The 26,414-nt window shown below is 62.2% G+C and carries 17 protein-coding genes and 2 pseudogenes; 4 read left to right on the top strand and 15 right to left on the bottom strand.

Features of this window, described 5'->3' with window-relative positions; all coding sequences use genetic code 11:
- Window positions 1-45 precede the first annotated feature (45 nt).
- A complete protein-coding gene (locus tag LGH82_RS10015) occupies window positions 46-561 on the top strand; it encodes a GFA family protein (protein WP_227348342.1) in 516 nt (171 codons plus the stop codon).
- Between the two features lie 134 nt (window positions 562-695).
- On the opposite strand, the gene LGH82_RS10020 is transcribed toward LGH82_RS10015, so the two are convergent.
- Entirely contained in the window at window positions 696-3,002 is a 2,307-nt protein-coding gene (locus tag LGH82_RS10020) for a xanthine dehydrogenase family protein molybdopterin-binding subunit (RefSeq protein WP_227348343.1), read from the bottom strand.
- A 154-nt stretch (window positions 3,003-3,156) separates the two neighbouring features.
- Here LGH82_RS10020 and pepN point away from each other — a divergent pair, with 154 nt between their 5' ends.
- Together pepN and LGH82_RS10030 are read left to right on the top strand one after the other, a co-directional pair.
- Window positions 3,157-5,802 carry an aminopeptidase N gene (pepN, locus tag LGH82_RS10025; RefSeq protein WP_227348344.1) on the top strand — a complete coding sequence of 882 codons (2,646 nt, stop codon included), beginning with the start codon at window positions 3,157-3,159 and terminating at the stop codon, window positions 5,800-5,802.
- A gap of 196 nt (window positions 5,803-5,998) precedes the next feature.
- Complete coding sequence (locus LGH82_RS10030) at window positions 5,999-8,320, top strand: PAS domain-containing sensor histidine kinase (RefSeq protein ID WP_227348345.1); 2,322 nt, start codon at window positions 5,999-6,001, stop codon at window positions 8,318-8,320.
- 84 nt (window positions 8,321-8,404) lie between these two features.
- Here LGH82_RS10030 and LGH82_RS10035 read toward each other — a convergent pair whose 3' ends face one another.
- The 14 genes and pseudogenes from LGH82_RS10035 to LGH82_RS10100 all read right to left on the bottom strand — a co-directional run bounded on the left by LGH82_RS10035 (window position 8,405) and on the right by LGH82_RS10100 (window position 24,009).
- Window positions 8,405-8,884 (bottom strand): hypothetical protein, encoded by a 480-nt coding sequence (locus tag LGH82_RS10035; RefSeq protein ID WP_227348346.1) that lies wholly within the window; start codon window positions 8,882-8,884, stop codon window positions 8,405-8,407.
- A gap of 49 nt (window positions 8,885-8,933) precedes the next feature.
- A pseudogene (locus LGH82_RS10040) lies at window positions 8,934-11,901 on the bottom strand (bifunctional [glutamine synthetase] adenylyltransferase/[glutamine synthetase]-adenylyl-L-tyrosine phosphorylase).
- On the bottom strand, window positions 11,901-13,376 hold the full coding sequence (locus LGH82_RS10045) for a sensor histidine kinase (RefSeq protein WP_227348347.1): 1,476 nt from the start codon (window positions 13,374-13,376) through the stop codon (window positions 11,901-11,903). The pseudogene LGH82_RS10040 and the gene LGH82_RS10045 overlap by 1 nt, the downstream one beginning before the upstream one ends.
- A gap of 1 nt (window position 13,377) precedes the next feature.
- A complete protein-coding gene (locus tag LGH82_RS10050) occupies window positions 13,378-14,052 on the bottom strand; it encodes a response regulator transcription factor (protein WP_227348348.1) in 675 nt (224 codons plus the stop codon).
- A 363-nt stretch (window positions 14,053-14,415) separates the two neighbouring features.
- A pseudogene (locus tag LGH82_RS10055) lies at window positions 14,416-15,965 on the bottom strand (Do family serine endopeptidase).
- A 125-nt stretch (window positions 15,966-16,090) separates the two neighbouring features.
- On the bottom strand, window positions 16,091-16,570 hold the full coding sequence (locus LGH82_RS10060; protein WP_227348349.1) for a cytochrome c-type biogenesis protein: 480 nt from the start codon (window positions 16,568-16,570) through the stop codon (window positions 16,091-16,093).
- Entirely contained in the window at window positions 16,567-18,555 is a 1,989-nt protein-coding gene (locus LGH82_RS10065) for a heme lyase CcmF/NrfE family subunit (RefSeq protein WP_227349540.1), read from the bottom strand. The genes LGH82_RS10060 and LGH82_RS10065 overlap by 4 nt, the downstream gene beginning before the upstream one ends.
- A gap of 74 nt (window positions 18,556-18,629) precedes the next feature.
- Window positions 18,630-19,073: a cytochrome c maturation protein CcmE gene (gene ccmE, locus LGH82_RS10070; protein ID WP_227348350.1), complete on the bottom strand. Its 444-nt coding sequence runs from the start codon at window positions 19,071-19,073 to the stop codon at window positions 18,630-18,632.
- Between the two features lie 8 nt (window positions 19,074-19,081).
- Window positions 19,082-20,221, bottom strand: a complete 1,140-nt coding sequence (ccmI, locus tag LGH82_RS10075) for a c-type cytochrome biogenesis protein CcmI (RefSeq protein ID WP_227348351.1) — start codon at window positions 20,219-20,221, stop codon at window positions 19,082-19,084.
- A 128-nt stretch (window positions 20,222-20,349) separates the two neighbouring features.
- Window positions 20,350-20,799 carry a hypothetical protein gene (locus tag LGH82_RS10080; RefSeq protein ID WP_227348352.1) on the bottom strand — a complete coding sequence of 150 codons (450 nt, stop codon included), beginning with the start codon at window positions 20,797-20,799 and terminating at the stop codon, window positions 20,350-20,352.
- Window positions 20,800-20,920: 121 nt separating this feature from the next.
- A complete protein-coding gene (locus LGH82_RS10085) occupies window positions 20,921-22,300 on the bottom strand; it encodes an ATP-binding protein (protein ID WP_227348353.1) in 1,380 nt (459 codons plus the stop codon).
- 43 nt (window positions 22,301-22,343) lie between these two features.
- Window positions 22,344-23,009, bottom strand: coding sequence for a response regulator transcription factor (locus LGH82_RS10090; protein WP_227348354.1), 666 nt, complete (start codon window positions 23,007-23,009; stop codon window positions 22,344-22,346).
- A gap of 122 nt (window positions 23,010-23,131) precedes the next feature.
- Complete coding sequence (locus tag LGH82_RS10095) at window positions 23,132-23,431, bottom strand: hypothetical protein (RefSeq protein ID WP_227348355.1); 300 nt, start codon at window positions 23,429-23,431, stop codon at window positions 23,132-23,134.
- 170 nt (window positions 23,432-23,601) lie between these two features.
- Window positions 23,602-24,009, bottom strand: coding sequence for a DUF3168 domain-containing protein (locus LGH82_RS10100; protein ID WP_227348356.1), 408 nt, complete (start codon window positions 24,007-24,009; stop codon window positions 23,602-23,604).
- A 213-nt stretch (window positions 24,010-24,222) separates the two neighbouring features.
- On the opposite strand from LGH82_RS10100, the gene LGH82_RS10105 reads away from it, so the two are divergent.
- On the top strand, window positions 24,223-26,379 hold the full coding sequence (locus LGH82_RS10105) for a transglycosylase domain-containing protein (RefSeq protein ID WP_227348357.1): 2,157 nt from the start codon (window positions 24,223-24,225) through the stop codon (window positions 26,377-26,379).
- Window positions 26,380-26,414 lie beyond the last annotated feature (35 nt).

The raw sequence follows: 26,414 nt of genomic DNA on the forward strand, positions 1-26,414 counted from the left end.
CGTGTGGCCTTTCGATACGTTCGCATAGAGAATGGGGATCAAGCAATGACTGACGTCACGTGCGTATGCGGCGCTGTTTGTATTGAAACCACCGGCACACCGATTCTGGGCGCGGTTTGCCACTGCAACAGCTGTCGTACGGCCGGGCGCGAACTCGACATACGGTCCAAGGCAGCACCGATTGTCGATGCCAGCGGCGGGACAGCGGTCGTCCTGTGGAGGAAGGACCGCCTGAAGTGCGTGCGGGGTGCCGATCTCTTGCAAGCACATCGCCTTAATCCGGAATCGCCGACGCGGCGGATGGTAGCCTCCTGCTGCGGGACGCCGATGTTTACCGATTTCACCAAGGGTTTCTGGCTCACGATCTATCGCGACCGACTGCCGGATGCGCCCCCACCGTCCGTCCGAGTGATGACCGGTGATGTACCGGAAGGCATGTCGATCCCCGACGATGGACTGCCGCACGCGCGCGGCCATTCGGGCAGGTTCATGCTCAAGCTACTGGCAACCTGGGCAGCGATGGGGTTCCGCAATCCAAAGGTGGCAGGTGTGTCCGATTGACAATGCGCGGGCGCGTGGCAGTACCACACCTGCTTGACTTGCCTGGAGCGGCGCCAGCGCCTGCCAGTCAAAGCGTGGCCTCCACAACGCCGTGACGCTCGCGGCATTGGTCGTGGAATCTCCGGAGCCGGTTGTCAGCCCGCCACTGCTTCCCGGATCGTCGCCCAGATGCGTGCGGGCGTTGCCGGCATGTCGATATGCTTGACGCCATAGGCACGATAAAGCGCGTCGGTCACCGCGTTCAACGCCGCTGGCGTCGACCCGATCGTGCCGGCCTCCCCGGCGCCCTTGATGCCCAGCGCGTTGGTGGTCGACGGCACGTTGCGGGTCTCGAAATGGAAGAACGGGAAATTGTCGGCGCGCGGCATGGCATAGTCCATGAAACTCGCCGTTAGAAGCTGTCCGTCCTCGCTATAGATCGTGTCCTCGGTCAGCGCTTGGCCGATGCCCTGAACGACGCCGCCATGCACCTGGCCGGCGAGCAGGACCGGATTTACGGTAACGCCGAAATCATCGACGATGGTGTAGCGGACAATGTCCGTCGTGCCGGTGTCGGGATCGATCTCGACTTCGCAGATATGCGTACCGTTCGGATAGGTGCATTCGTCCTGAACGAATTCGCCGAAGCCCTTGAGATCATCCGGCTTTTTCGCGGCCTTGGCGATCGCTGAAAAATCGATAGTGCGGTCGGTGCCGACAATGCGGGCAATTCCATCGGACAATTCGATGTCACCGGCGGAGGCTTCCAACTCATCAGCGGCGATGCGCTTGATCTTGTTGGCCAGGTCCTCGCCGGCACGCGACGCCGAAACGCCGCCGAGCGGAATGGAACGCGAGCCACCGGTGCCGCCGCCGGCCTTCAACTCGTCGGTATCGCCCTGGCGGACATGGATCTTGTCGATGTCAAGATTAAGCTTTTCCGACAGGAACTGCGCATAGGCGGTCGCATGTCCCTGCCCGTTGGTCTGGGTGCCGATCTTCAGCGTCACCGTACCGTCGCCGTTCAGTTCCACGAAGGCGGGCTCGGAACCTGGAAAGGCACAGGCCTCGATATAGGTCGCCATGCCGATGCCACGGATTTTTCCTGCTGCCTTCGACTGCTCGAGCCGAGCCGGAAACACTTTCCATTCGGACTGTTCGATCGCGCGATCCATATGGCCAGCGAATTCGCCATTGTCGTAGAGGCGGCCAGTCTGCGTGCGATAGGGAAACTGCTCGGGTCGAATGAAGTTGCGCCGCCGGATTTCCTCGACCGGCAGGCCCAGATCGTGGGCACAGGCGTCGACCAGTTTCTCCAATAGGAAAGCCGCTTCCGGCCGGCCGGCGCCGCGGTAGGCATCGACTGGACAGGTGTTGGTGTAGAGGCCGGTCACCGACACATCGAGCGCCTGGATGTCGTAGACGCCGGTCGACATTGTCACGCCGATATAGGGGATGTAGGGGCCATATTGCGAGACGTAGGCGCCGATATTGGCGAGGAGATCCACCCTCATCCCCAGGAACCCGCCGGCCTTGTCCATAGCCATTTCGGCCGCCACGACATTGTCGCGGCCTTGCGCGTCGGTGAGGAAGTGCTCAGTGCGATCGCCTGCCCATTTCACCGGGCGGCCAAGGCGCTTTGCAGCCTCGAGCACCAGCGGGTATTCGCGATAGACGAAGCTCTTCGGCCCGAAACCACCACCGACATCCGGCGTGATGACGCGCAGCTGATCCTTCTTGATCTTGAACAGGTCGACCAGGATGGACTGCATGGAATGCACGCCCTGCGACCCGGTGGTCAGCACGAAACGGTTCTCGGCGGTGTTCCACTCACCGATCGCCGAGCGCGGCTCCATGTAGTTGCAGACCAGCCGGTTGTTGATGAATTCGATGCGGGTGACGTGATCGGCCTTGGCGAAAGCCACGTCTGTCTTGCCCTTGTCGCCCATATGGTAGCTGAAAGCGCGGTTGGAGCCGAGTTCTGGCCAGACCAGCGGCGTACCCTCTGCCAGAGCCATCGCCGTGCCGGAGGCGACATCTTCGCTATCGTAGTCGACTTCGATCAGTTCGGCGGCATCCTGCGCCAGCGCACGGCTATCGGCGACGATGAAGGCTACAGCGTCGCCGACATAGTTGACGCGGTCGCGGCACAGGATCGGAATGTCTCGGGTCGGCGCCCTGCTTCCGTCCGGCTGCTTCTGCATCACGCCGGATTTGAGATCGCCCAGATGGGCGAGATCCCTACCCGTCAACACCAGATGGACGCCATCAGCGGCCTTGGCCGCCTCGGTCGAAGCGATCGTGAAAGATCCCTTGGCCACGGGCGAGCGCAACACATAACCATACAACACGCCTGTGGGCTGGATATCGTCGGTATAACGGCCCTGGCCCTGGATGAAAGCCGCATCCTCACGACGCAGTACGGAGGCGCCCATCCCGAATTTCGGCGTGATGACGGTCATGGATGCCTCGCAGGGATGATTGGGGAACGAACGCCTGAAATAGGCATTGCTGCAGTTTTGTCGAGGGGCCGTTTCGTGTAAAGAGCGCGGACTTCGAAATTTTGGACGAACGGCCCGATCCGCGGCCATTGGAATCGACAGGAAAACCCACGGAATGCGCACGGACACTGGCCAGGTCTTCAAGCTCGAAGACTACCGCCCCAACGACTACCTCATTCCGGAAACCAACCTGACCTTCCGCCTTTCGCCGCAAGCCACGCGCGTTACCGCCGTGTTGACGGTCGAGCGCCGCGACGGCGTCTCGGCATCGGCGCCGCTGGTGCTGGACGGGGACGGGCTGACGCTGCTGCGCGTCGAGATCGACGGCCGCCAGCTGGAGCCGGCGGATTATGTGGCGACACCCGATCTGCTGACGATCACCAGAGTGCCGGCCATGCCGCGCTTCCAGCTCGTCATCGAAACGGAGATCGCACCCGCTGGCAACGAAACGCTGATGGGTCTCTATCGGTCCAGCAATGTCTATTGCACGCAATGCGAGGCCGAAGGCTTTCGCCGCATCACCTATTTTCTCGACCGCCCGGATATCCTTTCCGTCTACACGGTGCGGATCGAGGCCAGACGCGATGAAGCGCCGCTGCTGCTGTCCAATGGCAATCCGATCGAGAGCGGCGATCTCACTGACGGTTGGCACTATGCGGTCTGGCATGATCCCTTCCCCAAGCCGTCCTATCTCTTCGCCCTGGTGGCGGGAGATCTCGGCAAGGTCGCCGACAGTTTCGTCACCATGTCCGGCCGAAAGGTCGACCTCGGCATCTATGTCGAGCCGGGCAAGGAGAAGCTCGCCGGCTACGCCATGGATGCCCTGAAGCGGTCGATGCGATGGGACGAGGAAGCGTTCGGCTGCGAATACGACCTGGGTGTCTTCAACATCGTCGCTGTGTCCGACTTCAACATGGGCGCCATGGAGAACAAGGGCCTCAACATCTTCAACGACAAGTATGTTCTGGCCGATCAGGAGACCGCGACCGACGCCGATTTCGCCAATATCGAAGCGATCATCGCGCATGAGTATTTCCACAATTGGACTGGCAACAGAATCACTTGCCGCGACTGGTTCCAGCTTTGCCTCAAGGAAGGGCTGACGGTTTTTCGCGATCACGAATTCTCCGCCGACCAGCGCTCCAGGGCGGTCAAGCGGATCGCCGAAGTGCGCACGCTGAGAGCACATCAGTTTCCTGAGGATCAGGGGCCGCTGGCGCATCCGGTGCGGCCGCGCCGCTATCGCGAGATCAACAATTTCTACACGGCGACGGTCTACGAAAAGGGTTCGGAAGTGGTGCGCATGATCCGCACCATCCTTGGGGACGAAACCTTCCGGGCCGGCATGAACCTCTATTTCGAGCGTCATGACGGCCATGCGGCGACGATCGAGGATTTCATAAAAGTGTTCGAGGACGCTTCCGGCCGCGACCTCCAGCAGTTCGCGCTCTGGTACCATCAGGCGGGCACACCCAACCTGACCGTCAGTTCGTCACACAATCCGGGATTGCGGGAATTCACCCTAGAAATCGAGCAGTCGGTGCCGCCGACGCCGTCCGAAAGCCGCAAGCGACTGATGCACATTCCCTTGGCCTTCGGCCTGGTCGGCGCCGGCGGTGAACCCGTTGCCTACAGCAGCGCGGAAGGGGCGACCGTGGAGAATGGTGTCATTCACATCCGCAAGCGCCGGCATGTCGTGCGCTTCTCGGGTGTTGCCGAGCGGCCCGCGGTATCGCTCAATCGCGGCTTCTCGGCGCCGGTGACACTCTCGGTCGAACAGAAGGCCGACGACCAGTTCTTCCTTGCCGGCCATGACAGCGACGCCTTCTCGCGCTGGCAAGCCTTCAACACAATTTTGACCGACGCGCTGATTGCCGCCTTCCGCCAGATACTCGGCGGCAAGCCGCCCATCTTCGCGTCCCGGCTTACCGATCTTGCCGGCAGGATCGCCGGTGACGAAACGCTCGAACCCGCCTACCGGGCATTGGCACTGGCGCTTCCCAGCGAAGCCGACATCGCCCGCGACATCGGCAAGAACATTGATCCTGATGCCGTGTTCAAGGGCCGTGAAGCGTTGGCGCTGGCGATCGCCACGGCGAACCGGGAGGCGTTTTCCGACATCTACGATCGTCTCGTCGACGATGACACGTTCAGCCCGGACGCAGCGAGCGCCGGCCGACGCGCGCTACGCAACATCTTGCTCGACTATCTCTCGTTGCTGCCGGGCGGCGCTGAGCTTGCGGCTGATCATTTCCATTCGGCGACCAACATGACGGATCGCGCGGCGGCACTCGCCGTACTCGCGCACCGCCATCATGGTTCGCCGGAGGCGATCAAGGCGCTGGCCGATTTCGAGGCTGTGTATGCTGACGATCCGCTGGTCATGGACAAGTGGTTCCAGATCCAGGCCAGCGTGCCGGGTCCGCAAACCGTCGACACTGTGCGCGCTCTCACCCGCCATTCAGCGTTCTCGATGACAAACCCGAACCGGGTGCGCTCGCTCATCGGCACTTTCTCCAGCGCCAACCAGACCGGTTTCCATCGCGCCGACGGCGAGGGCTACCGGTTTTTCACCGAGACGGTGCTGCAAATCGAGAAGCGCAATCCGCAGGTGGCCGCGAGACTGGCGACGGCGCTCAGGTCGTGGCGTGCACTCGAGCCATCCCGGCAAGCCAAGGCTCGGGAAGCCCTGCTTGCGATTGCAAACGCCGAGAACCTGTCCGCCGATTTGCGCGACATCGTCGAGCGCACGCTGGTTTAGTTCGTCCAGACTCCTTTCGAGTGGGGTCGCGGCGGCCGAAAGACATTATTTTAGTCTATTTTTAATGTTTTTTTGCCGCGCCTATGGACAAGGCGAATCACCTTTGATTCTTTAATGGCGATTCGGAAGTGCGGCGTTTGCCGGATCGCCAAGCCTGTAGCAGTCAGGGCATACTGAAAATCGGGGAGAGCCATTTATGGCGAAGGCGGACGCGTGGGGCGCGCCCGGCGGGACAGCTTTTGAGCGGCGTGAGACCCGAAGCGACGGTCTCGCCGGCAACACGCGGCTCATCGCCCAGCCTGCCTACAAAAGGCTGCTTGCAGCGGAGCCGCTTTTGCGCCGGTCGATCCCCGCCCTCATCATCATTTTCCTGATCGTCGTCGCGGCGCTCAGGCTGCTGTCGCTCATGAACGAGCGCGACGACGTGGAACGCGACGCCAAGACAATCCTGGCGCTGGCGGCGGGGCAACTTGCCGGCGCGATCGCTGTTGATGCCAACATGGCGCCCGGCATGACGCAGGACCTCCTGGAAAGCACCAGCCGTCAGGCGGCGATGGGCCGCAGCCATGTGATTGCGATCACTGACAGCAACTTCAAGATCGTTGCGGTGACGCCGCAATCGACACGCTGGGAAGGACGGACGCTTGACAGCCTGGTCCAGGGTGGCCAGCCACTGTTCATGTTCGGCGACCGAGCCGGGGTCATGAATGTCAGTATAGGCGGGAAGGACTGGTACGCGGCCGTCAGCCTGGCAAGTGGCAAGAAGGGCGCCGCGGCGGTGCTCGTTCCGCAGGAAGCGGTCTTCGATACCTGGCGCAAGACGGTGTCGCTGAACGTCACGCTGTTCGTGCTGACGGCCGGCGTGCTCATCGTCATACTCTACGCCTATTTCGGCCAGGCGGCGCGGGCGCAGGCCGCCGACCGTATCTATCTCGAAGCGCATCAGCGCATCGACATGGCGCTGGTTCGAGGCCGCTGCGGCCTTTGGGACTGGGACATGGTGCGCGGCAAGATGTACTGGTCGCGCTCGATGTACGACATGCTCGGCTACGAGCCCTGCGACACGATGCTGTCCTTCGGAGAGGTCGACGAGATCATCCATCCCGAGGATGGCGACCTGTTCCAGCTCGCCAACAGGATCGTCTCACGCGAGATCGACCATATCGACCAAGTGTTCAGGATGCGGCACGCCGATGGGCAATGGGTGTGGATGCGCGCAAGGGCGCAGGTCATCGACCCGGAGGCACCGGAAATCCAGTTGATCGGCATCGCCGTGGACGTCACCGAACAACGACATCTGGCTTTGCGCTCCGAAGCCGCCGACCTTCGCTTGCGCACGGCCATCGAGAACATCAACGAATCCTTCGTGCTGTGGGATTCCACCCAGCACCTCATCATGTGCAATTCGAAGTACCAGAAGGACAACGGGCTGTCGGATCGCGACGTAATGCCGGGCGCCTCGCGTGCCATTCTGGAAGAGCGCATGCTGGCCTTCGCCTCCGAGCGGCGGCTAGCCAATGCCAACGGCCCGCAAGGCGGCGCCACCTTCGAACGGCAACTTGCGGACGGCCGCTGGCTGCAGGTGAACGAATTGCGCACCCGGGACGGGGGCATCGTCTCGGTCGGCTCCGACATCACGCAGATCAAGCTGCACCAGGAGAAGCTGGTGGACAGCGAACGCCGGCTGATGGCGACGATCCACGATCTCAGCCTCGCCCGCAGGGCGGAGGAAGAACGCTCCAGCGAGCTGGTCGACCTCAACCGCAAATACATGAAGGAAACCGAGCGCGCGGAGGCGGCGAACCAGGCCAAATCCGAATTTCTGGCCAACATGTCGCACGAGTTGCGCACGCCGTTGAATGCCATCATCGGCTTCTCGGAACTGATGGAGCAAGGCCTGTTCGGACCGCTGGGCTCGGAGCGTTACGAAGAATATGCCACAGACATCAACAGCAGCGGCAAGTACCTGCTGGGCGTGATCAACGACATCCTCGACATGTCGAAGATCGAAGCCGGACAGTTCTCGATGGACCGCGAGGAGATCGATCTTGGGCCGCTGATCAGCGAAACGGTTCGCGTCGTCTCGCTGCAGGCCCAGGAAAAGTCGATCACCGTCGAAACTCGGATCGCCGATGCGATCACGCTGTTCGCCGATCGCCGGGCGATCAAGCAGATCGTCATCAATCTTCTGTCCAATGCCGTGAAATTCACCGGCCAGGGCGGGCACATATCGGTCAGGGCCCGCAACACCTCAGGGGCGCTGATCCTGACGATCGAGGACAATGGCTGCGGCATTCCCAAGGAGGCGCTCAGCAAGCTCGGACGCCCGTTCGAGCAGGTGCAGAACCAGTTCTCCAAGAGCCATGCGGGATCGGGCCTTGGCCTCGCCATCTCGCGCTCGCTGGCCGAGCTTCAGGGTGGAGCCCTGAAGATCCGCTCGACGCAAGGCGTCGGCACGATCGTGTCGGTTCGCATTCCGGTTACAAAGGCGACGTCGCACATCAAAGTTGCCGCCTGAACGCCCCAGAGGCCTATGCTGGAATATCGGCCCCGGCGGCCGCCGCCGCCGGAACCCGCGCGGATTCGGGCTTCATGGACCCGGTTACCGCATGCCGCCATCGTCGCTGCCGCCGCCATCCCATTGGCGGTGGTGCCCTGAGCGACCAAGCAGTTCGGTCTGTTCGATCTTGCCATCATTGTTGCGGTCGAGCATGGCAAAGACCTTCTTTTCGCGTCCGGTAATGTCGTCGGTCGTCAGCGTGCCATCGCCCTTGGTGTCGTAGCGGGCGATGATGCGCTTGGCCATCTGCTCGAAGCGCGCCTTCTCCAGCGCGGCCGCAAGCTGCTCCACCGTAAGCTTGCCGCCATTGTCCGCGACCATCTTCTTCAAACGGCTATCCATGGCATCGGAGAACTGATCGAAGGTGATGGTGCCGTTCTGGTCCTTCATGACCTTGTTGAGACGCATCGTCATGCCATCGCGACCGTCCTCCCCACGGGAACTCTCGTCGGCATATGCGGCGGTGCCGATAGCTCCAGCCAGGGCGATGAAGGCGAATGCAAGTTTGGTTGTCTTTCTCACGATATTCTCCTGTTGCATCGTTCACCCCCGATGCAGTCCGAAACGACGGTCATGACCGTCGTTTCGTGCGAAGCAAAAGGTCAAAATCCTTCCTGACCTTTCGCGACGTCTCTTTGAGGTGCGCTTCAAGCACACCGAAATCCGGCAGGTCGGTCACCGCCAGGAGCAGATCCGAAAGTCCCGGCGGAACGTCGTCCCGCTCAAACACCCCGGTAAGACACAGCCGCGTCATCTGGGTCAGCGCCAGATAGAGCGCGTAGGCATCGCCAAGTTCCTGCCGGACCCCGGCATCGGCGAAGCCAGGCGCCAGACGGGACAGGATTTCAGCAGTACCAGTGGCTCGCGGCAGGGCTTCGACCTGCCCGGTGATCACGGCCACCTGGGCAATGAATTCGAGATCGATCAGGCCTCCGGGGATCAGCTTGATGTCCCACAGATCACGCGGCGGCTTCTCTTTCTCGATCATGGCGCGCATATCGGAGGCCTCGGCCACAACCTTGGCGGTGTCGCGCGGCAGGGCAAGCACTGCCGCCACTTCCGCTTCAACCTCACGACACAGGTTGGCGTCACCGGCGATCGCGCGCGCCCGACAGCGCCATGTGTTCCCACGTCCAGGCCTCCTGGCGCTGGTACTTCTTGAAGGCATCGATATGGGTGGCCACCGGCCCCTTGTTGCCGGATGGCCGCAGGCGAAGGTCGAGTTCGTAGAGCACCCCTTCGGCGGTCGGTGCGGACACGGCTGATATCAGCCGCTGCGTCATGCGGGTGTAGTAGTGCGAAGGCGCCAACGGCTTGTCGCCGTCGGATTCCTCGGCGTCTTCATCGTGGTCATAGAGCAGGATGAGGTCGACATCCGATCCGGCGGTCAACTCACGGCTGCCAAGCTTGCCCATGCCGAGCAGCGAAACCCTGCCGCCGGCAATCGTGCCGTGGCGTGACGCGAATTCAGCCGTCACCGCCTGCAAAGCCGCCTCGATGGTGAGATCGGCCAGATCGGAAAAGGCGCGGCCGGCCCGCGCCGGATCGATAGACCCTGCCAGGAGCCTGACACCGATCAGGAATTTCTGTTCCGATGCGAATATCCGCAAACGGTCGAGCACGTCCTCATAGGCCCTGTCGCCTTCGACAAAGGCGGAAAGCCGGGCCGACAGATAGGCACGATCCGGCAATTCGGTCAGCAGGGCCGGGTCAAGCAGGCCGTCGAAAACATGCGGGCGGCGCGTGATGATCGCCGCGAGCCGAGGGGCAGCGCCCATGATCGTCGCCAACAGCTTCAGCAAGGCGGGATTGGACTGAAGCAGGGAAAACAGCTGGATGCCCGCTGGCAGGCCGGCGAGGAACTCGTCGAAGCGCATCAGCGCTTCGTCCGCGCGGCGCGTCTGGCCGAAAGACTGCAGCAGCGCCGGCGTAAGTTCCGTCAAGCGTTCGCGTGCCTCCGCCGACTGGGTGACGCGATAGCGGCCAAAATGCCAGCCGCGGATAACGCGGCAGATGTCGCTTGGCCGCTGGAAACCAAGGCCGTGCAAGGTCTGCAATGTGTCGGGATCATCGACATCGCCAGTGAAGACAAGATTGCCAACGCCCGCCGAAAGCTCGGGCGCGGTTTCAAAAAGTGCTGCGTAGTGGCGTTCGACCTGGTGCAGCGAGGCGCGGAATGCCTCGGCAAAAGTCGCGGCATCGGCAAAGCCCAGCATTCGCGCGATGCGCTTGAGCCCTTCATCGTCCTCGGGCAGTGTGTGCGTCTGTTCGTCAGCTACCATCTGGACGGCATGTTCGACGCGACGCAGGAACCAGTATTGCCGGGCCAGCGCGTCGCGAGCCTCCGTGGTGATCCACCCACGCGCGGCAAGCTGGCCGAGCATCGGCACGGTTTCTCGCCCCCGCAGTTCGGGGAAACGGCCACCGGCGATCAGTTGCTGGGTCTGGACGAAGAACTCGATCTCGCGGATGCCGCCCCGGCCGAGCTTGACATTGTGGCCCTTCACCGCGATCTCGCCGTGGCCCTTGTGGGCATGGATCTGGCGCTTGATGGAATGGACGTCGGCGATCGCCGCATAGTCCATGTACTTGCGCCAGATATAGGGCTGGAGTTCCCTGAGGAAGGCGGCACCTGCCGCCAGGTCGCCGGCCACGGGACGCGCCTTGATCATGGCGGCGCGCTCCCAGTTCTGGCCGCGCGCCTCGTAATAGCGAAGCGCCGCCTCGACCGGGATCGCCAGCGGGGTCGAACCGGGATCCGGGCGAAGCCGCAGATCAGTCCGGAAAACATAGCCATGCTCGGTACGGTCCTGCAGGATGCGGACCAGCCGACGCGTCAGCCGCGAAAACAGTTCCGTCGCGTCGAGAGGGTCGATGACGGCGGGCACGTCCGGGTCGAAGAAGACCACCAGGTCGATATCGGAGGAGAAATTGAGCTCATGCGCGCCGAGCTTGCCCATGCCGAGCAGAATCCAGCCTGAATGCCGGGACGGGTTTTCGAGATCAGGCAGCTTCAGCTTGCCTTGCTCGTGCGCATCGCGAAGCAGGAAGTCGACGGCGGCGCGTGTGCAGGCATCGGCGAGATCGCTGAGGCGCCGCACGGTCAATGACGTTTCGGCCACGCCGGCGAGATCGTCCACGGCAATCAGGAAATGCGCCTCGGATTTCAGCCGGCGCAACTCCATCATCAGGCCGGATTCCGAAACCGTCTCGGCGCGCGACGCCTTCTCAATCTCGGCACCGATCGAAGCCAGCCGGGCATCGACGGCCTGGTCAAAAAGCGCGTCGAGGATTTGCGGACGGCGGCGCGCCGTGTCGCGCAGGAATGGAGACAGGTCGAACACCGCGGCAAGGAATTCCTGGCTGGCGCCCTTGCCGGCCAGCAATTTCGCCAGCCGGGAAAGCCCCGCTTCCCGCGCGGCCGCGGCGATCTCGGACAATTCTTGTCTTGCACGGCTTGCGTCAAGCGGCGCGAGTTTTGCCACCGGCGTCAAAAGCCAGCCCGTTTCGACACGGTCCGCAACAGTACCCGCCGCCATCAGTGATCCCCCCGTTCGGGAAAACTCATGACCACGGATAATCCTGGATTGCCAGGCAGAAGATCAAGCCGTCCGTTGTGGAATTTCATGACTGCCTTGGCGAGACTTAGCCCCAGGCCGGACCCTGGCTGCGAACGGCTTTTTTCCAATCGCACGAAACGCTCGGTCGCGCGGGCGCGGTCGGCATCGTCAGGGATCCCATGGCCATTGTCAGCGACAGAGAGCTTGATCTGGTCGTCCGCGCGCTCAAGCGTGACGATGACCCTCGGCTTGTTTGTCGTGTCGGTCGAATATTTGATCGCGTTGTCAACGATGTTGGACAAGGCCTGGCCAATCAGTTCCCGGTTGCCACCGATGATGAAATTGCCCTGGACAGCTGTCTCGAGCGACACACCGGCCTCCTCGGCCACCGGCTCGTAGAGTTCAACGACATCGCGGACGGCCTCGACCAGGTCGACCTTGCTCGTGCTCTCGGACGAATAGCCCGCCTCCAGCCTCGAGATCATCAGGATGGCATTGAAGGTTTTGATCAGCTGGTCGGATTCAGTGATGGTGCCCTCCAACGCCTGACGATAGTCGGTGGTGTTGTGCTTGCCGGAAAGCGTCGCCTCGGCGCGATTGCGCAGCCGCGTGAGCGGCGTCTTCAGATCATGGGCGATGTTGTCGGAAACCTGCTTCAGCCCCTCATTGAGCGTGGCGATCCTGGCCAGCATGGAATTGAGGTTCTCGGAGAGCCTGTCGAATTCGTCACCGGCGCCAGTGACCGGCAACCGGCCGGAAAGGTCGCCGCCCATGATGCGGCGGCTCGCCTCCGACACGCTGTCGATGCGCTTCAGGGCGGCGTGCCCGACGAAGAACCATATCAGAAGCCCGCCAAGCCCCATCATGCCGAGTGCCAGCATCAGGGCGCGGCGAATGACGGCGCGAAATCGCTCCGGTTCGCCGAGATCGCGGCCGACCAGCATGATCATCTGGTTCGGTAGCCGCAACACAAGTGCAATGGCGTTGTGACCCTTCTCGCCTTCGGGCTGGCTAACCGTATCACCAGACTGAGGGGTGGCCGGATCGGATGCGGCGGAGCGCTGCCGATCGAGTTCACCTTCGCCGAAACGGCGGTAGGAGAATGGTTCGCTTGTCCAGCCCTCGGTGTCGATGACCCCCGGCTCCAGGCTCTGCACGTTACCAGTCAGGATCTGGCCGTTGGCGTCGGCGATCAGATAGAGATTGGCGCCGGGCTGGCGGGACCGCTGCTCCACCACGCGCACCAGGATGGGCAGGCCGCCGCGCTGATAGGCCCGGGCGAGACCTAGAACCTCGTCGTTGATGGTGTCCTGGGTCTGCGCGGTCAGCATGCGCGCTGACAACGAGGTCATGTAGAAGACCAGAAGCACGGCGCAGAGCGCGAAGAGCAGCAGATAGAGCGCCGAAAGCCGCGCCGCCGTCGTCTTCATGATAGCCGGCACGGAAAGAGCCATGCTAGCCGCTCTTGAGCATATAGCCGGCGCCGCGAACGGTGTGCAGGATGGCTTTGTCAAAACCCTTTTCGATCTTGCCCCGCAGCCGCGAAACATGAACGTCTATGACGTTGGTCTGCGGATCGAAATGATAGTCCCAGACATTTTCAAGCAGCATCGTGCGCGTCACAACCTGACCGGCATGGCGCATCAGATATTCGAGCAGGCGGAATTCACGCGGCTGCAGCGTGATCTCGCGCGACGCGCGGCGCACCGAATGGGAGAGCCTGTCGAGTTCGAGATCACCGACCCGATAGACCGTCTCGGACTCCTTGGCGCTGGCGCGACGGTTCAGCACCTCGACGCGAGCGAGGAGTTCCGAAAAGGCATATGGCTTGGTCAGATAATCGTCGCCGCCAGCACGCAGGCCGGTCACCCGGTCATCGACTTCGCCAAGCGCGGACAGGATCAAGACCGGCGTGGTGTTGCCCCTGGATCTGAGGCCGGCGATCACGGACAGACCGTCGCGACGCGGCATCATCCGATCGATGACCATCACGTCATAGTCGCCGGAATCGGCGAGAGCAAAACCGGTTTCGCCGTCGCCTGCGACATGCGCGGTGTGGCCAGCCTCGGTGAAGGCTTTCTGGAGATAATCCGCCGCCTCGCGGTCATCTTCTATAACGAGAATCTTCATGGAGCCGTTATACGCGATTTCACTGGAAGGTTGAGTGGCCGGCATGTGCATAGTGGCCTTCTCCAATACGCATCGCGACTAAAATAATCAGGCGATGGCCATTAAATCTTTTCTTTGAGCGTCGTTGCCTCAAATCACCCGGCAATCCTGGGCGGCATGCTTTTATTGAGCGTGGCGTTGCCGCTTGGCACTTTCCAAGAGCAGCGCCAGTTCAGCTCTGAAATTACGCGGCAGCGGGCGATGGGGGCCCGCTGCCGCCGGGGGAACACGATGACTGACTAAAGTGTTACGGCCCCGTGCTTTCCCGTGCAGCGGCTCGGGGGTGTTTGAAACCGCCGCACGGGAAAAGCCTAAAACCAGTCTTCAACCCTTGCCGACAGGCAGGGCGACGAAACGGTTGTTGTCGTCGCGGGTGATCTGCATCAGCACCGCTTTGCGCCCGGATTTCACCGCATCGGTCATGGCCTTGGAAACGTCGTCGGTGGTGGTCACCGCCGCGGAGTTCACAGCGTGATGACATCGCCCGGCTGGATGCCGCGATCGGCGGCATCGCTGTCGGGATCGACATCGGTCACCACAAGCCCCTTGCCGTTGTCGGACTTGGTAACGGTGAGGCCGAGGTCGGCAAGCGTATCAGGCTTCGCCGGAGCCGCGGGCTGCTGATCGGCCGAGGCCTGCTTGTCGGTGTTTGGCAGTTTGCCGAGATCGATCTTGATCGACTGGGCCTTGCCATCGCGCCATACAGTGACGTCGACCGACTTGCCGGGCGCATAAGCGCCGATCAGGCGGGCGAGTTCCTTTGGCGAGGCAACATCCTTGCCATCCACCTGGGTGATCACGTCACCAGCGGTGATGCCGCCCTTCTTGCCGGGACCATCATCCTGGGCGCTCGAAACGAGGGCGCCCTTCTGCGACTTCAACCCGAGCGACTCGGCGATGTCGGAGGTGACGGGCTGAATTTCAACGCCAAGCCAGCCGCGCTGCACCGAACCGTTCTTCATCAGGTCCTGCACGACTTCCTTGGCCGTGGAGGCGGGAATGTCGAAGGCGATGCCGACGCTGCCGCCAGAGGGCGAGAAGATGGCGGTGTTGATGCCGACGACCTGGCCGTTGAGGTTGAAGGTCGGGCCGCCTGAATTGCCGCGGTTCACCGAGGCGTCGATCTGGAGGAAGTCGTCATAAGGGCCGGCGCCGATGTCGCGGCCACGGGCCGAAACGATACCAGCGGTGACCGTACCGCCAAGGCCGAATGGGTTGCCGACAGCCACGACCCAGTCGCCGACGCGAACCTTGGAGTCATCGGCGAAGTCGACATAAGTGAACTTGCTGCTACCGTCGACCTTCAGCACGGCAAGATCGGTGCGCGGATCGGTGCCGACGAGCTTGGCGTCGAGTTCCTTGCCGTCGTTCATCACGACGGTGAAGGCCGAACCTTCCGAGACGACATGGTTGTTGGTCACGAGGTAGCCATCATCGGAGATGAAGAACCCGGACCCCTGTGCCACAGGGCGCGGCTGGTCGTTGTTGTGATCGCGATGTCCGAAGCGACGGTTGCCGCCCTGACCGTCCTGACCACCCTGATCGCCAAAGCCACGGAATTCCTTGAAGAACCGACGCAATTGCGGGTTGTCAGGAAGGTTGTTGAGGCCGTCCTGGTCCTGATCGGAGCTGTCATCGGCCGTCTGATCGATCTTGGCCTTGACCTTGACGCTGACAACGGCGGGCGACACGCGCTCCACGATGTCGGCGAAACCTGGAACCTGTGGCGCGTCGACACGCACGGCATCAGCCAGCACCGGCACGGTTCCGCTGGTCAACGCACCAACGCCGACCGCGCCGACAATTGCGAGGGACGCAGCGGCGGTCATCAGACGCTTGCGGGTGCGGGAATATGAATTGGGGGCAATATTCATTTGTCTCGTATCCTCTTTCAAGGGACGCGCTTTAAATGGCGTCCTCATAAGCAAGAGAATTAGAGAGCCGCACATTACAGCGCCATTTCCGACGCATGAAACTTTCGTAATGTTTGGGAGTGATTTCAGTCCCGGCGCAAAATAGTGTCGAGTGTCGCCTGTTCTTCCGCGGTCAATGATTTCGTCGCAATGGAGCGACGAGACCGGGTGGTCAGGACGATGAAAATGCCTCCGGCCAGCAGAAGGACAACCGGGGCGCCCCAAAGAAGGGCGGTGCGCGGTTCGAAGCGCGGCTTCAAAAGCACGAACTCACCGTAGCGGGAGACGATATAGTCCATCACTTGCTGGTCGGTGTCGCCGGCAACGATGCGCTGGCGGACGAGAACGCGCAGATCGCGAGCAAGGTCGGCATCTGATTCGTCGATCGACTGGTTCTGGCAGACCATGCAGCGCAAGCCTTCCGAAAGCGCCCTCGCCCTGGCTTCCAACCCGGGATCCGCCAGGACCTCATCCGGCTTCACCGCCTGCGCCACGCCGGAAAACAACAGCATCAGCAACAGGACGAGCGACGCCAGCGAAAACGTGCTTGCGGTGGCGCGCTTCATGACGGGCTCGGCGAGGGCGCGGTGCGCGCCTGCTTGCGGCGGGCGGGCGCACCAACGCGCAGGCGACGGTCCATCAGCGACATCGCCGCACCCGCCATCATTACCAATCCTCCGCCCCAGATCAGCGTCACCAGCGGCTTCCACCAGATACGGACAACGACCGCCCCGTCACTCCCCTCGTCGCCGAGCGAAATGTAGAGCTGGCTTAACCCCATGGTCTTGATGCCCGATTCCGTCGTTGTCATCTGGCGGACCGGGTAGAAGCGTTTGGCCGAGCTGATTTCGCCAACCGCGCTGCCACCCACCCCGATGATTTCGAACCGGCCCCTATCCTCGCTGAAATTGGGACCCTGGGCCGGATGAAGTCCGACGAAGCGCAGCGTATGGCCCGACAGTTCCACGGTTTCACCGGGATGCATGGAAAGTATCTTCTCGGTGCCGAAGCAGAGCGTGCCGACAATGCCGAGCGTGGTCAGTCCAAGGCCGAGATGGGCGAGTGCCGTGCCGAAGACCGAGCGCGGCAAGCCAAGGAATCGCCTGAGCGCGACGCTCGCCCCGACATTGCCGATCCCCGACTTGACGGCGAGATCCGTGAGAGCGCCAAAGACCAGCCAGAAGGCCAGCCCGGCGCCAAGAGCCGCGAACACCGAAGACCCATCGATGAACAACGCCGTCACCAGCGTTGCCAGAAGTGCGGCCGCGAAGGCCGCCATCAGGCGCTGGGCCACGCCAAAAATGTCACCGCGTTTCCAGGCAAGCAGCGGCCCGAACGGCACCATGACCAGCAAGGGCACCATCAGCGGCCCGAACGTAAGGTTGAAGAACGGTGCACCGACCGAAATCTTGTCGGACGAGAAGGATTCGACGGCCAGCGGGTAGAGCGTGCCGATGAGCACTGTCGCCGTGGCCGTCGTGAGGAACAGATTGTTGAGGACGATCGCGCCTTCGCGCGAGATCGGATGAAAGAGGCCGCCTGACGTCAGTCGGGAAGCGCGAAGCGCGAACAGTGCCAGCGACCCGCCGATGAACAGCGTCAGTATGCAAAGGATGAAGACGCCTCGCGTCGGATCGGTGGCGAAGGCGTGGACCGATGTCAGCACGCCGGAGCGCACCAGGAAGGTTCCGAGCAGCGACAGCGAGAAAGTCAGGATGGCCAGGAGCAGCGTCCAGATCTTCAGGGCTGAGCGCTTTTCCATGACGATCGCCGAATGGAGCAGCGCCGTCCCCGCCAGCCACGGCATGAACGAGGCGTTCTCGACCGGGTCCCAGAACCAGAAACCACCCCAGCCCAATTCATAGTAGGCCCAGTAGGAACCCATGGCGATGCCGCCGGTCAGGAACATCCAGGCGACCAATGTCCATGGCCGGACCCAGCGCGCCCAGGAAGCGTCGATGCGACCTTCGATGAGTGCCGCTACCGAGAAGGAAAAGCAGATCGAGAAGCCGACATAGCCGAGATAGAGCAGCGGCGGATGAATGGCGAGGCCGAGATCCTGCAGGATCGGATTGAGGTCGCGGCCTTCGATAGGCGCCGGGTTGAGCCTAGTGAAGGGATTGGATGTTGCCAGGATGAACAGGAAGAAGGCAGCACCGATCGCGCCCTGCACGGCCAGCACATTGGCGCGAAGCGTGACGGGAAGATTGGTGCCGAAGGCAGCAACGAGGGCGCCGAAGAAGGTCAGGATCAGCACCCAGAGCAGCATAGAGCCTTCGTGATTGCCCCAGGTGCCGGTGATCTTGTAGATCATCGGCTGCAGCGAATGCGAATTTTCCCAGACGCTCGCCACCGAGAAATCAGAGCGGGCATAGGCGATCGCCAGCGCGACGAAAGACAGCGCGGTCAAGGCAAAGCCGGTCACCGCGACCGGGCCGCCAACGGCCATCATGCGCTGGTTGTTGGACCGCGCGCCGAACATCGGCACCACCATCTGCACAAGCGCCAACGCAAAGGCCAGGACCAACGCGAAGTGTCCGGTTTCAACCATGGTGACGCCCGCTTGCTTGCTGTCTTGCGGCAAGGTCATGCCGTAAGACCGTGGGGTCCTTTTGCGGAACCTGCCTAGTCACTTTTGCTTTCCTCCCACACACCCTTGGCCTTGAGGCTATCCGCCACTTCCTTGGGCATGTAGTTCTCGTCATGCTTGGCCAGTACAGTGTCAGCGACGAACACACCGTCCGGGCCGAACGAGCCTTCGGTGATCACGCCTTGGCCTTCGCGGAACAGGTCGGGAAGAATGCCGGTGTAGGTGACTTTGACATCCTTCTGCTTGTCGGTCACCGAAAAGGCCACCGTCGTGCCCTGCCCGCGCTGCAGCGTTCCCTTCTCAACAAGGCCGCCAAGCCTGATGCGCTGGCCGGGTTGCAGGCTGGCGGTGGTCAGATCGGCGGGCATGTAGAAATAGGACGCCTTCTGGCCAAGCGCGTAGAATGTCAGCCCGGTGGCAGCGCCCAGGAAAGCCAGTCCGCCCGCGATCACCGACAATCTTTTCTGCTTGCGCGTCATCGCTTGCCCTACTCCGTCGCTGTCAGGCCAAGTGAGGCGGCAAAGGCGGTGAATTTCCTGGCTTCATCACTATCGACCCCAAAGACGGCAATGGCGCGACCCAGCGCGTCGCGCGCCTGATCGGCCTTGCCAAGCACGACATAGGAACGAACGAGCCGCATCCATCCTTCCGGATCACGTGGATTTTGCCGAAGTTTTTCATCGAGCCCGGCGACCATGGTGTTGATCATGGCTTCCCTGTCTTGCGGCGACATCGACGACGAGGCGTCGACATCCCCGGCGGTCGGACCTTTCTCGACCTGCCCGGACGCAACACTTCGCTTGGCCGACTCGGCCAGCGCCTGCTCGACGGCGCCGCGCCATGGCGAGTCCTGCGGCAGCGCGGCAAGCATGCGCTGCCAGGCGGACGTCGCCTCGCCGTAGCGGCCCTCCTGGGCCAGAGCCATCGCAAGGTAGAAGGATGCCTTGGGACTTGACGGATCAAGCTTCAGGGCCGCCTCGAAAGCATCCTGGGCGTCCGCCGACACAATCCCGCCCGCGGCATTGGCAATCGCCTCGCCAAGACCTGCCTGACGAATGGCGCTATCACCATCGAGGCGGATGGCGTTGCGGTAGGCTGTGGCCGCCTCGGGAAAGCGCTGCAAGCGCAGGTAGATGGGTGCCAGCACATCCCAGCCCCGGCCGTCGGATGGATTGGCGGCAAGGTGGGCCTCGGCGCGCGCCACCAGTTCGTCGACGGAACTGTCGGCGGGATTCTTGGCCAGCCGCTCACTGAGCGGCTGTGACGGAAGGTCAGGTGACCCGATCTTGCTGTACAGGCCCCAGCTGAGGAGCGGAACCATCAGAACCGCCGTGGCGGCGACAAGCCGGGTCGCCTTTGAAGCCTGAAGGGTTGCCGGCTTTGCCGCTGTGTCACCACCGCCGAGGCGAATGATCCGGCGCGCGATTTCGGCGCGCGCCTCTTCGGCCTCCGCCGGCTGGATCAGGCCGCGCGCCGCGTCGCGATCAAGTTCGGCCAGCTGGTCGCGATAGACTTCAAGATCATGCTCGCTGCTGGATGACGCGCCATTCGACCTGCCGGCCAGCGGCAGCAACACGGCCAGGCTTGCACCCAGCGTGAGGACGGCGGCTATGACCCAGAACAGCATGTTTTATCCAATAGCGGCAGAGCCCCGCTCTGCCAACACAGGCGTCCTGCGACGCTTTGACGGCAGGCGTCCGCCGCGGCTCCCGATCGACATCAACAGAACCGGATCCCGCAGGACCCAACCGGGTATCACGTAAGAGGTGTCCAGCTGCCATTGGCGTTGCGGCACGCGGTTCCGCGCGCGCTCACACCCGCGGTGCTGGCACCGGTAAAGACCGTCTGCGTGTACTGCCTGCAGTCCTGCGAGCCGACGCGGTATGGCTGCGCGGGCACGACCTCACCATAGCGGGTCGGCTGATCGCCCTTCCACGTCACCTTCTGGCCGCTCGCGGTGTATTCCAAGGCCTTGTATTCGGCCTCAAGCGCGCTGCGCTTCTCGGCGTCGCTCAAGCCGGTGCCGATCGACCCGCCGACAAGGCCGCCATCCATGGCGGAAATGATAGTCGAGGTCAGTTTGCCGCCAGCAGGCGGTTTGCCGGCAGCAGGCGGCAGCATGGCCACGCTGGGACCCTTGCTGGCTGTGGTGGTGCAGCCGGATACGGCGAGCAGTGCGGAAAAGAGCGCGACGCGAATCTTCATGCCAACAACCGGTTATCTTGAACTTGAAGAGGATGAGCTAGGGGCCGCGTCATCGAGAGACTGACATGGCCATAATGTTGATATTTGTCGGAAATTTGGCCGTAGTCGGCCAGGGTGAACATCACTGAAGGCTCCGCAATCGAACCACCACCTTCAATCCGCCCATGTCGGACCTCTCCAGAGCCAGGACGCCTCCATACTCGTTGACGAGGTCCGCGACAATGGAGAGTCCCAAACCAGTGCCGGGCTTCGTCTCGTCGAGACGTCGTCCTCGCTTCAGCACGTCGCGCGCCTTGTCTTCTGGAATGCCCGGGCCGTCGTCTTCGATGCTGATCTCGAACAGGCTGGCCACATCATCCCTGGTCGCGAGAGGCGTCACCGATACCGCGACCGCGCTTCGTGCCCATTTCATAGCGTTCTCAAGAAGATTGCCAAGCAATTCTTCCAGATCCTCTCGTTCCCCGGCGAAGACGATCTCGGCGGCGGGCAGCGAAAGCGACAGGCTGGTCCGCGGGTTGAGCTTCTGAACCACACGCACCATGCGCTGCACAAGCGGCGCCACCGGCGTGCGATAGACAACGCTGTCGCGCTGCGCCGCGACGCGCGCCCGCTGGAGATAGTGCTCCACCTGCTTTTGCATGGACGATGCCTGCTCGGCGATAAGTTGTCCCTTGGCACCGCCAAGCGCCCGCCCCTCATTGATGAGCACCGCGAGCGGCGTCTTCAATGAATGCGCGAGATTGCCGACCTGCGTTCGCGATCTCTCGACGATGCGCTTGTTGTTTTCGATAAGCGCATTGGTTTCGTTGGCGAGCGGTTCGATCTCGGCCGGGAATCGACCGTCCAGCCTCTGCGCGGTTCCTTCGCGCACCATGGCGAGCGCGTTTCTGACACGGCGCAATGGCTGAAGGCCAAGAAGGATGGCCGCCGCGTTGATGGCGATCATGCCGACACCGAACAGCGAGAGATAGGTGAGCAGGCGACGCTGGAAACTGCCGATTTCCTGTTCGAGTTCGGTCTGGTTGCCCATGACCCGGAAACGAGCCGCCCGGTTTTTCGTATCCAGAACGAATTCGCTCTCGAACACCTGCAATCTCTCGCCGCTTATTCCCTCCGTCGAATAGCTGCGTTGGAAGCTGGAATTGAACGGGACCTCGGCCACGCTCGGCGAAGGGACCGTCCTGGTCATCGACGACGAATGGAGATCGCCATGCACGCCCTCCGAAGCAGGCTCAACCGACCAGTACCAGCCTGAATTCGGTTCGGAGAACCGAAGATCTCCAAGATCGGGCGCGCCGGTCAGCGCACCGATGTCGGAAATGCCGACCGAGCCGATCAGGTTGAAGAGGTGAGCCGAAAGCAGGCTGTCGAAACCCCGCTCGTTCGCCTGACGGTAAAGCGTCGTGATGAGCGTGAATATGACAATGAGTGTGAGGATCGCCCAGACCGTGGAAAAGGCGATCACCCGAAATGCCAGCGAGCGCGGCCAGAAACGCAGCAACAGCGTTTTTGAGGCGGCCGGTTTTGTAGGGAGCTGTTCCGCTTTACGCCTCCGGCTCGCGCATACGATAGCCCATCCCGCGAACGGTTTCGATCATGTCGATGCCCATCTTCTTGCGAAGTCGCCCGACGAAGACCTCTATGGTATTGGAATCGCGGTCAAAATCCTGATCATAAAGGTGCTCGACCAGTTCCGTGCGCGAGACGACCTCACCCATGTGGTGCATCAGATAGGCAAGCAGACGGAATTCGTGCGAGGTCAGCTTCAACGGCTGACCGCTGACATCGGCCTTGGAGGCCTTGGTGTCGAGGCGCAACGGCCCGCATGTCAGCTCGGAGGACGCGTGGCCGGCCGCGCGCCGGATGAGCGCCCGAACGCGCGCCAGAACCTCCTCGATGTGGAACGGCTTGGTAACATAGTCGTCGGCCCCGGCGTCGATGCCCGACACCTTGTCGCTCCAGCGGTCTCGCGCCGTCAGGATCAAAACCGGCATCTTGCGGCCGCCGCGCCGCCAACGTTCGACCACGCTGATGCCATCCATCTGCGGCAGGCCGATATCAAGCACCACGGCGTCATAGGGTTCGGTATCGCCGAGAAAATGGCCTTCCTCGCCATCGAAAGCCCGGTCCACCACATAGCCGGCATCCACCAAGGCATCGGCTATCTGCCGGTTGAGATCCTTGTCATCTTCGACGACGAGTACGCGCATGCGGGTCTATGCCTGTAGCGGTTGGGCCTGTGGCGGTTGGGCCTGTAACGGATTGGCCCGCTTGACGGGCCGGTGTCAGATATAGGCCGATTCCCGCGGCCGTGGAAACGATGGGGTCAAGCTCAGTTCTGTGGAACCACGATTTCAGAACGGCGCGGACGCTGTCCATCCTTGCCGGGCACGAGCACGACGATGACGCAGACAGACTGGCCACCGCGCGTCGATTGCGACGCTTTGGCCAAGGTCCCGCCATTCTGCTCGGCTACCTGCTGGCCGATCGCGTAGCAATCAGATGAAGCCAATATGATCGGATCAGCCGGCTGCGGCATGTCGGTCGGCAATGCAGTCGCCCGCGACGCAAACAGCCCGACCGCACAGAGCGCCAGTATCGCGGTTCGGAGGTGGGAGCGAAGCGTTTTCATGGTCGGCGTTGTAACGCATCGGTGCTGAACGTGAAATGAACAGTGAACACCGATAAAAACATGCCTGCCAAACCCCTAAAACGCCAGAGAACAAGACCATGATTTTCGTAGCCCAAGCGAAGATCACGAGAACCCAGTCTAGACTGCGTTCCAGCCTTAATGAAAGCACATCAGGCGCTTTCCCGCATCACGGCGCGAAAACGCAGCAGCCCGTGATACAGCAGCAGCTCATCGTCATGACGGATCTCGGAAAATTCGAGCACAAGGTGCGTCTGTCCGCGCGCGCCTATGGCCAGCACCGCCTTGGCGAGGCGCGCCTTAATCCTGTCCATGATGGCACGCGTTTCGGCTTCGCCATGGGCCTTTGACCAGATGTGCAGCGTGACCAACTGATCGGCGTCGTTCTGAACACCAGTGTCCCAGTCGAAGGCGCTGGTCTGGCCGCACGTTACATAGGGAAAGGCAACATTTTCAGCTGGCCGTTCGAGCAATCCGGCACCGCCGAGCAGCGCCGAGAGCGATGCATCGCTTCTCAATCTCTGGAATAGTGCCTGCTGCAAATCGCCGGACGCGGTCATCGTGTTGTTCCATCACCAGCGGGCAATTGAGCCGCCGGCAGTTTTCCGATCGAACCTAGCCGCGTTCGGATTCTTCCGCCAGATCACGACTTGCAGCGTGGCCTCCTGTTAGCCCTTGTGAGTGCCGAAAAAATGGACGAATAGTCTTGTCGATGCGCCGTCCCGAAACTGCGCGCATGCAGTTTCCGCGCGCAGCCGAAGACGGATTTCCGAATGGCCAGTCCCGAACCGCGCAAGAGAAGAGGACCGATCGCCGCCTGGCTGCTGGCCTTGGACGCATGGATCGACTCTTCGCTCTATGAGATCGGCTTCAAGGCGCGCCAGTTCTGGGAAGCCGCGACGATCTTTTCCCGACGGTTCCGTCTGAAGGGCTGGCGCCGGGGCATCATCGAAGTGCTCAGCGAAGGTTTTACGCTCGGCGCCGGCGGCAGTGTCGTCATGCTGGCGCTGGCCATGCCCGCATTCCAGGACACGACAGGCGATTGGCGGGCCCAGGGCGATTTCGCCGTTACCTTCCTTGACCGCTACGGCAACGAGATCGGCCAGCGCGGCATCATCCAGCGCGATTCCGTGCCGGTCGACGAGATGCCCGATCATGTCATCAAGGCGGTGCTCGCCACCGAGGACCGCCGCTTCTTCGATCACTACGGCATCGATATCCTGGGCCTTTCGCGCGCGATCTTCGAGAACGTCCGTGCCAATTCCGTGGTGCAAGGCGGGTCCAGCATCACCCAGCAGCTGGCGAAGAACCTGTTCCTGACCAATGAGCGGACATTCGAACGCAAGATCAAGGAAGCCTTCCTGTCATTGTGGCTCGAAGCCAATCTCTCGAAGAAGGAAATCCTCCAGCTCTATCTCGACCGCGCCTATATGGGCGGCGGCACCTTCGGCATCGAGGCGGCCGCCGATTTCTATTTCGGCAAGAGCGTCAAGGACCTGAGCCTCGCCGAGGCCGCCATGCTGGCCGGGCTGTTCAAGGCGCCGACCAAATACGCGCCGCACATCAACCTGCCGGCCGCGCGCGCGCGCGCCAATGTGGTGCTCTCCAATCTCGTCGACGCCGGTTTCATGACCGAGGGCCAGGTACTGCAGGCTCGACTGCACCCCGCTGATGTCGTCGACCGCGGCGAACAGAAAAGCCCCGACTATTTCCTCGACTGGGCGTTCGACGAGGTCAAGAAGATCGCGGCCAAGAGCGGCCAGCATTCGCTGGTCGCCCATACAACCTTCGACGCCAACATCCAGAAAGCCGCCGAAGAATCGGTGGAATTCCATCTCCGTCAGTTCGGCAAGGAATACAACGTCACCGAGGGCGCCGTTGTCGTCATCGAGACCAATGGCGCGGTGCGCGCGATCGTCGGCGGCAGGGATTATGGCACCAGCCAGTTCAATCGCGCCACCAAGGCGCTTCGCCAGACCGGCTCCTCGTTCAAACCCTATGTCTATGCGACCGCGATGGAGCACGGTTTCACCCCGAACTCCATCATCTCCGGGGGGCCGATCAGCTGGGGTAACTGGTCGCCTCACAATTACAGCGGAGAATCCGCTGGCAATATCACACTGATCATGGCGATGGCCAAATCAATCAACACCGTACCTGTCCGGCTGGCCAAGGATTATCTGGGTATCCCACCGATCAAGGCGATGGCGGAATCGTTCGGCGTGGAGTCGCCCCTCGAGGCCCACAAGACGATGGTGCTCGGCACCTCCGGCATGACCGTGATGGACCAGGCGACCGGCTACAGCGTGTTCGCGCAGAACGGCTTTGTCGGCTCGCGTCATGGCGTTACGCAACTCGTCAACCGCACCGGCCAGGTGGTTTACGATTTCACCAAGGATGCGCCGCCTCCGCACCGCGTGCTGTCGGAACAGGCGCTGAAATCCATGAACACCATGCTGGCGGCGGTGCCGGTGATGGGTACGGCGCGGCGCGCGCAAATCCCCAACATCGTCGTCGCCGGAAAGACCGGCACGACGCAGTCCTACCGCGACGCCTGGTTTGTCGGCTTCACCGGCAACTACACGGCCGCCGTGTGGCTGGGCAACGATGATTTCAGCCCGACCAAGAACATGACGGGCGGGTCGCTGCCGGCGATGGTGTGGCAGCGCCTGATGGTCTATGCGCATCAGAATATCGACCTCAAGCCGATCCCGGGCATCGACAAGCCCTTTGTCGACGCCGAAACAGCGGCCAAGGCCGAGGAAGCGCAGAAAAAGAACGCCGAACAGGCGGCCGCCGATGCCGCCGCCGAGCGCCCGCCGGTCCTGTCCAGCAGAACCACCCAGACGCTGCGGGACATGTCAAAGGTGTTCGAAGAGGCGCCCATCCTCCAACCCCCTTCCTCGCCGCAAACCTTGTCGGCGCTTTGATCCCAGCGTTGCGCCGGAAGGCAAATTCCTCGGCC

Origin of the sequence: Mesorhizobium sp. PAMC28654 (genome assembly GCF_020616515.1) — a bacterium.
Classification (GTDB): Bacteria; Pseudomonadota; Alphaproteobacteria; order Rhizobiales; family Rhizobiaceae; genus Mesorhizobium.

Bases quoted from the DNA above. Each gene is read 5' to 3' on its own strand.
- LGH82_RS10015 (WP_227348342.1), top strand. From the start codon at position 46: ATGACTGACGTCACGTGCGTATGCGGCGCTGTTTGTATTGAAACCACC.
- LGH82_RS10020 (WP_227348343.1), bottom strand. From the start codon at position 3,002: ATGACCGTCATCACGCCGAAATTCGGGATGGGCGCCTCCGTACTGCGT.
- pepN (WP_227348344.1), top strand. From the start codon at position 3,157: ATGCGCACGGACACTGGCCAGGTCTTCAAGCTCGAAGACTACCGCCCC.
- LGH82_RS10030 (WP_227348345.1), top strand. From the start codon at position 5,999: ATGGCGAAGGCGGACGCGTGGGGCGCGCCCGGCGGGACAGCTTTTGAG.
- LGH82_RS10045 (WP_227348347.1), bottom strand. From the start codon at position 13,376: ATGGCTCTTTCCGTGCCGGCTATCATGAAGACGACGGCGGCGCGGCTT.
- LGH82_RS10050 (WP_227348348.1), bottom strand. From the start codon at position 14,052: ATGAAGATTCTCGTTATAGAAGATGACCGCGAGGCGGCGGATTATCTC.
- LGH82_RS10060 (WP_227348349.1), bottom strand. From the start codon at position 16,570: ATGAAGCGCGCCACCGCAAGCACGTTTTCGCTGGCGTCGCTCGTCCTG.
- LGH82_RS10065 (WP_227349540.1), bottom strand. From the start codon at position 18,555: ATGGTTGAAACCGGACACTTCGCGTTGGTCCTGGCCTTTGCGTTGGCG.
- ccmE (WP_227348350.1), bottom strand. From the start codon at position 19,073: ATGACGCGCAAGCAGAAAAGATTGTCGGTGATCGCGGGCGGACTGGCT.
- ccmI (WP_227348351.1), bottom strand. From the start codon at position 20,221: ATGCTGTTCTGGGTCATAGCCGCCGTCCTCACGCTGGGTGCAAGCCTG.
- LGH82_RS10080 (WP_227348352.1), bottom strand. From the start codon at position 20,799: ATGAAGATTCGCGTCGCGCTCTTTTCCGCACTGCTCGCCGTATCCGGC.
- LGH82_RS10090 (WP_227348354.1), bottom strand. From the start codon at position 23,009: ATGCGCGTACTCGTCGTCGAAGATGACAAGGATCTCAACCGGCAGATA.
- LGH82_RS10095 (WP_227348355.1), bottom strand. From the start codon at position 23,431: ATGAAAACGCTTCGCTCCCACCTCCGAACCGCGATACTGGCGCTCTGT.
- LGH82_RS10100 (WP_227348356.1), bottom strand. From the start codon at position 24,009: ATGACCGCGTCCGGCGATTTGCAGCAGGCACTATTCCAGAGATTGAGA.
- LGH82_RS10105 (WP_227348357.1), top strand. From the start codon at position 24,223: ATGGCCAGTCCCGAACCGCGCAAGAGAAGAGGACCGATCGCCGCCTGG.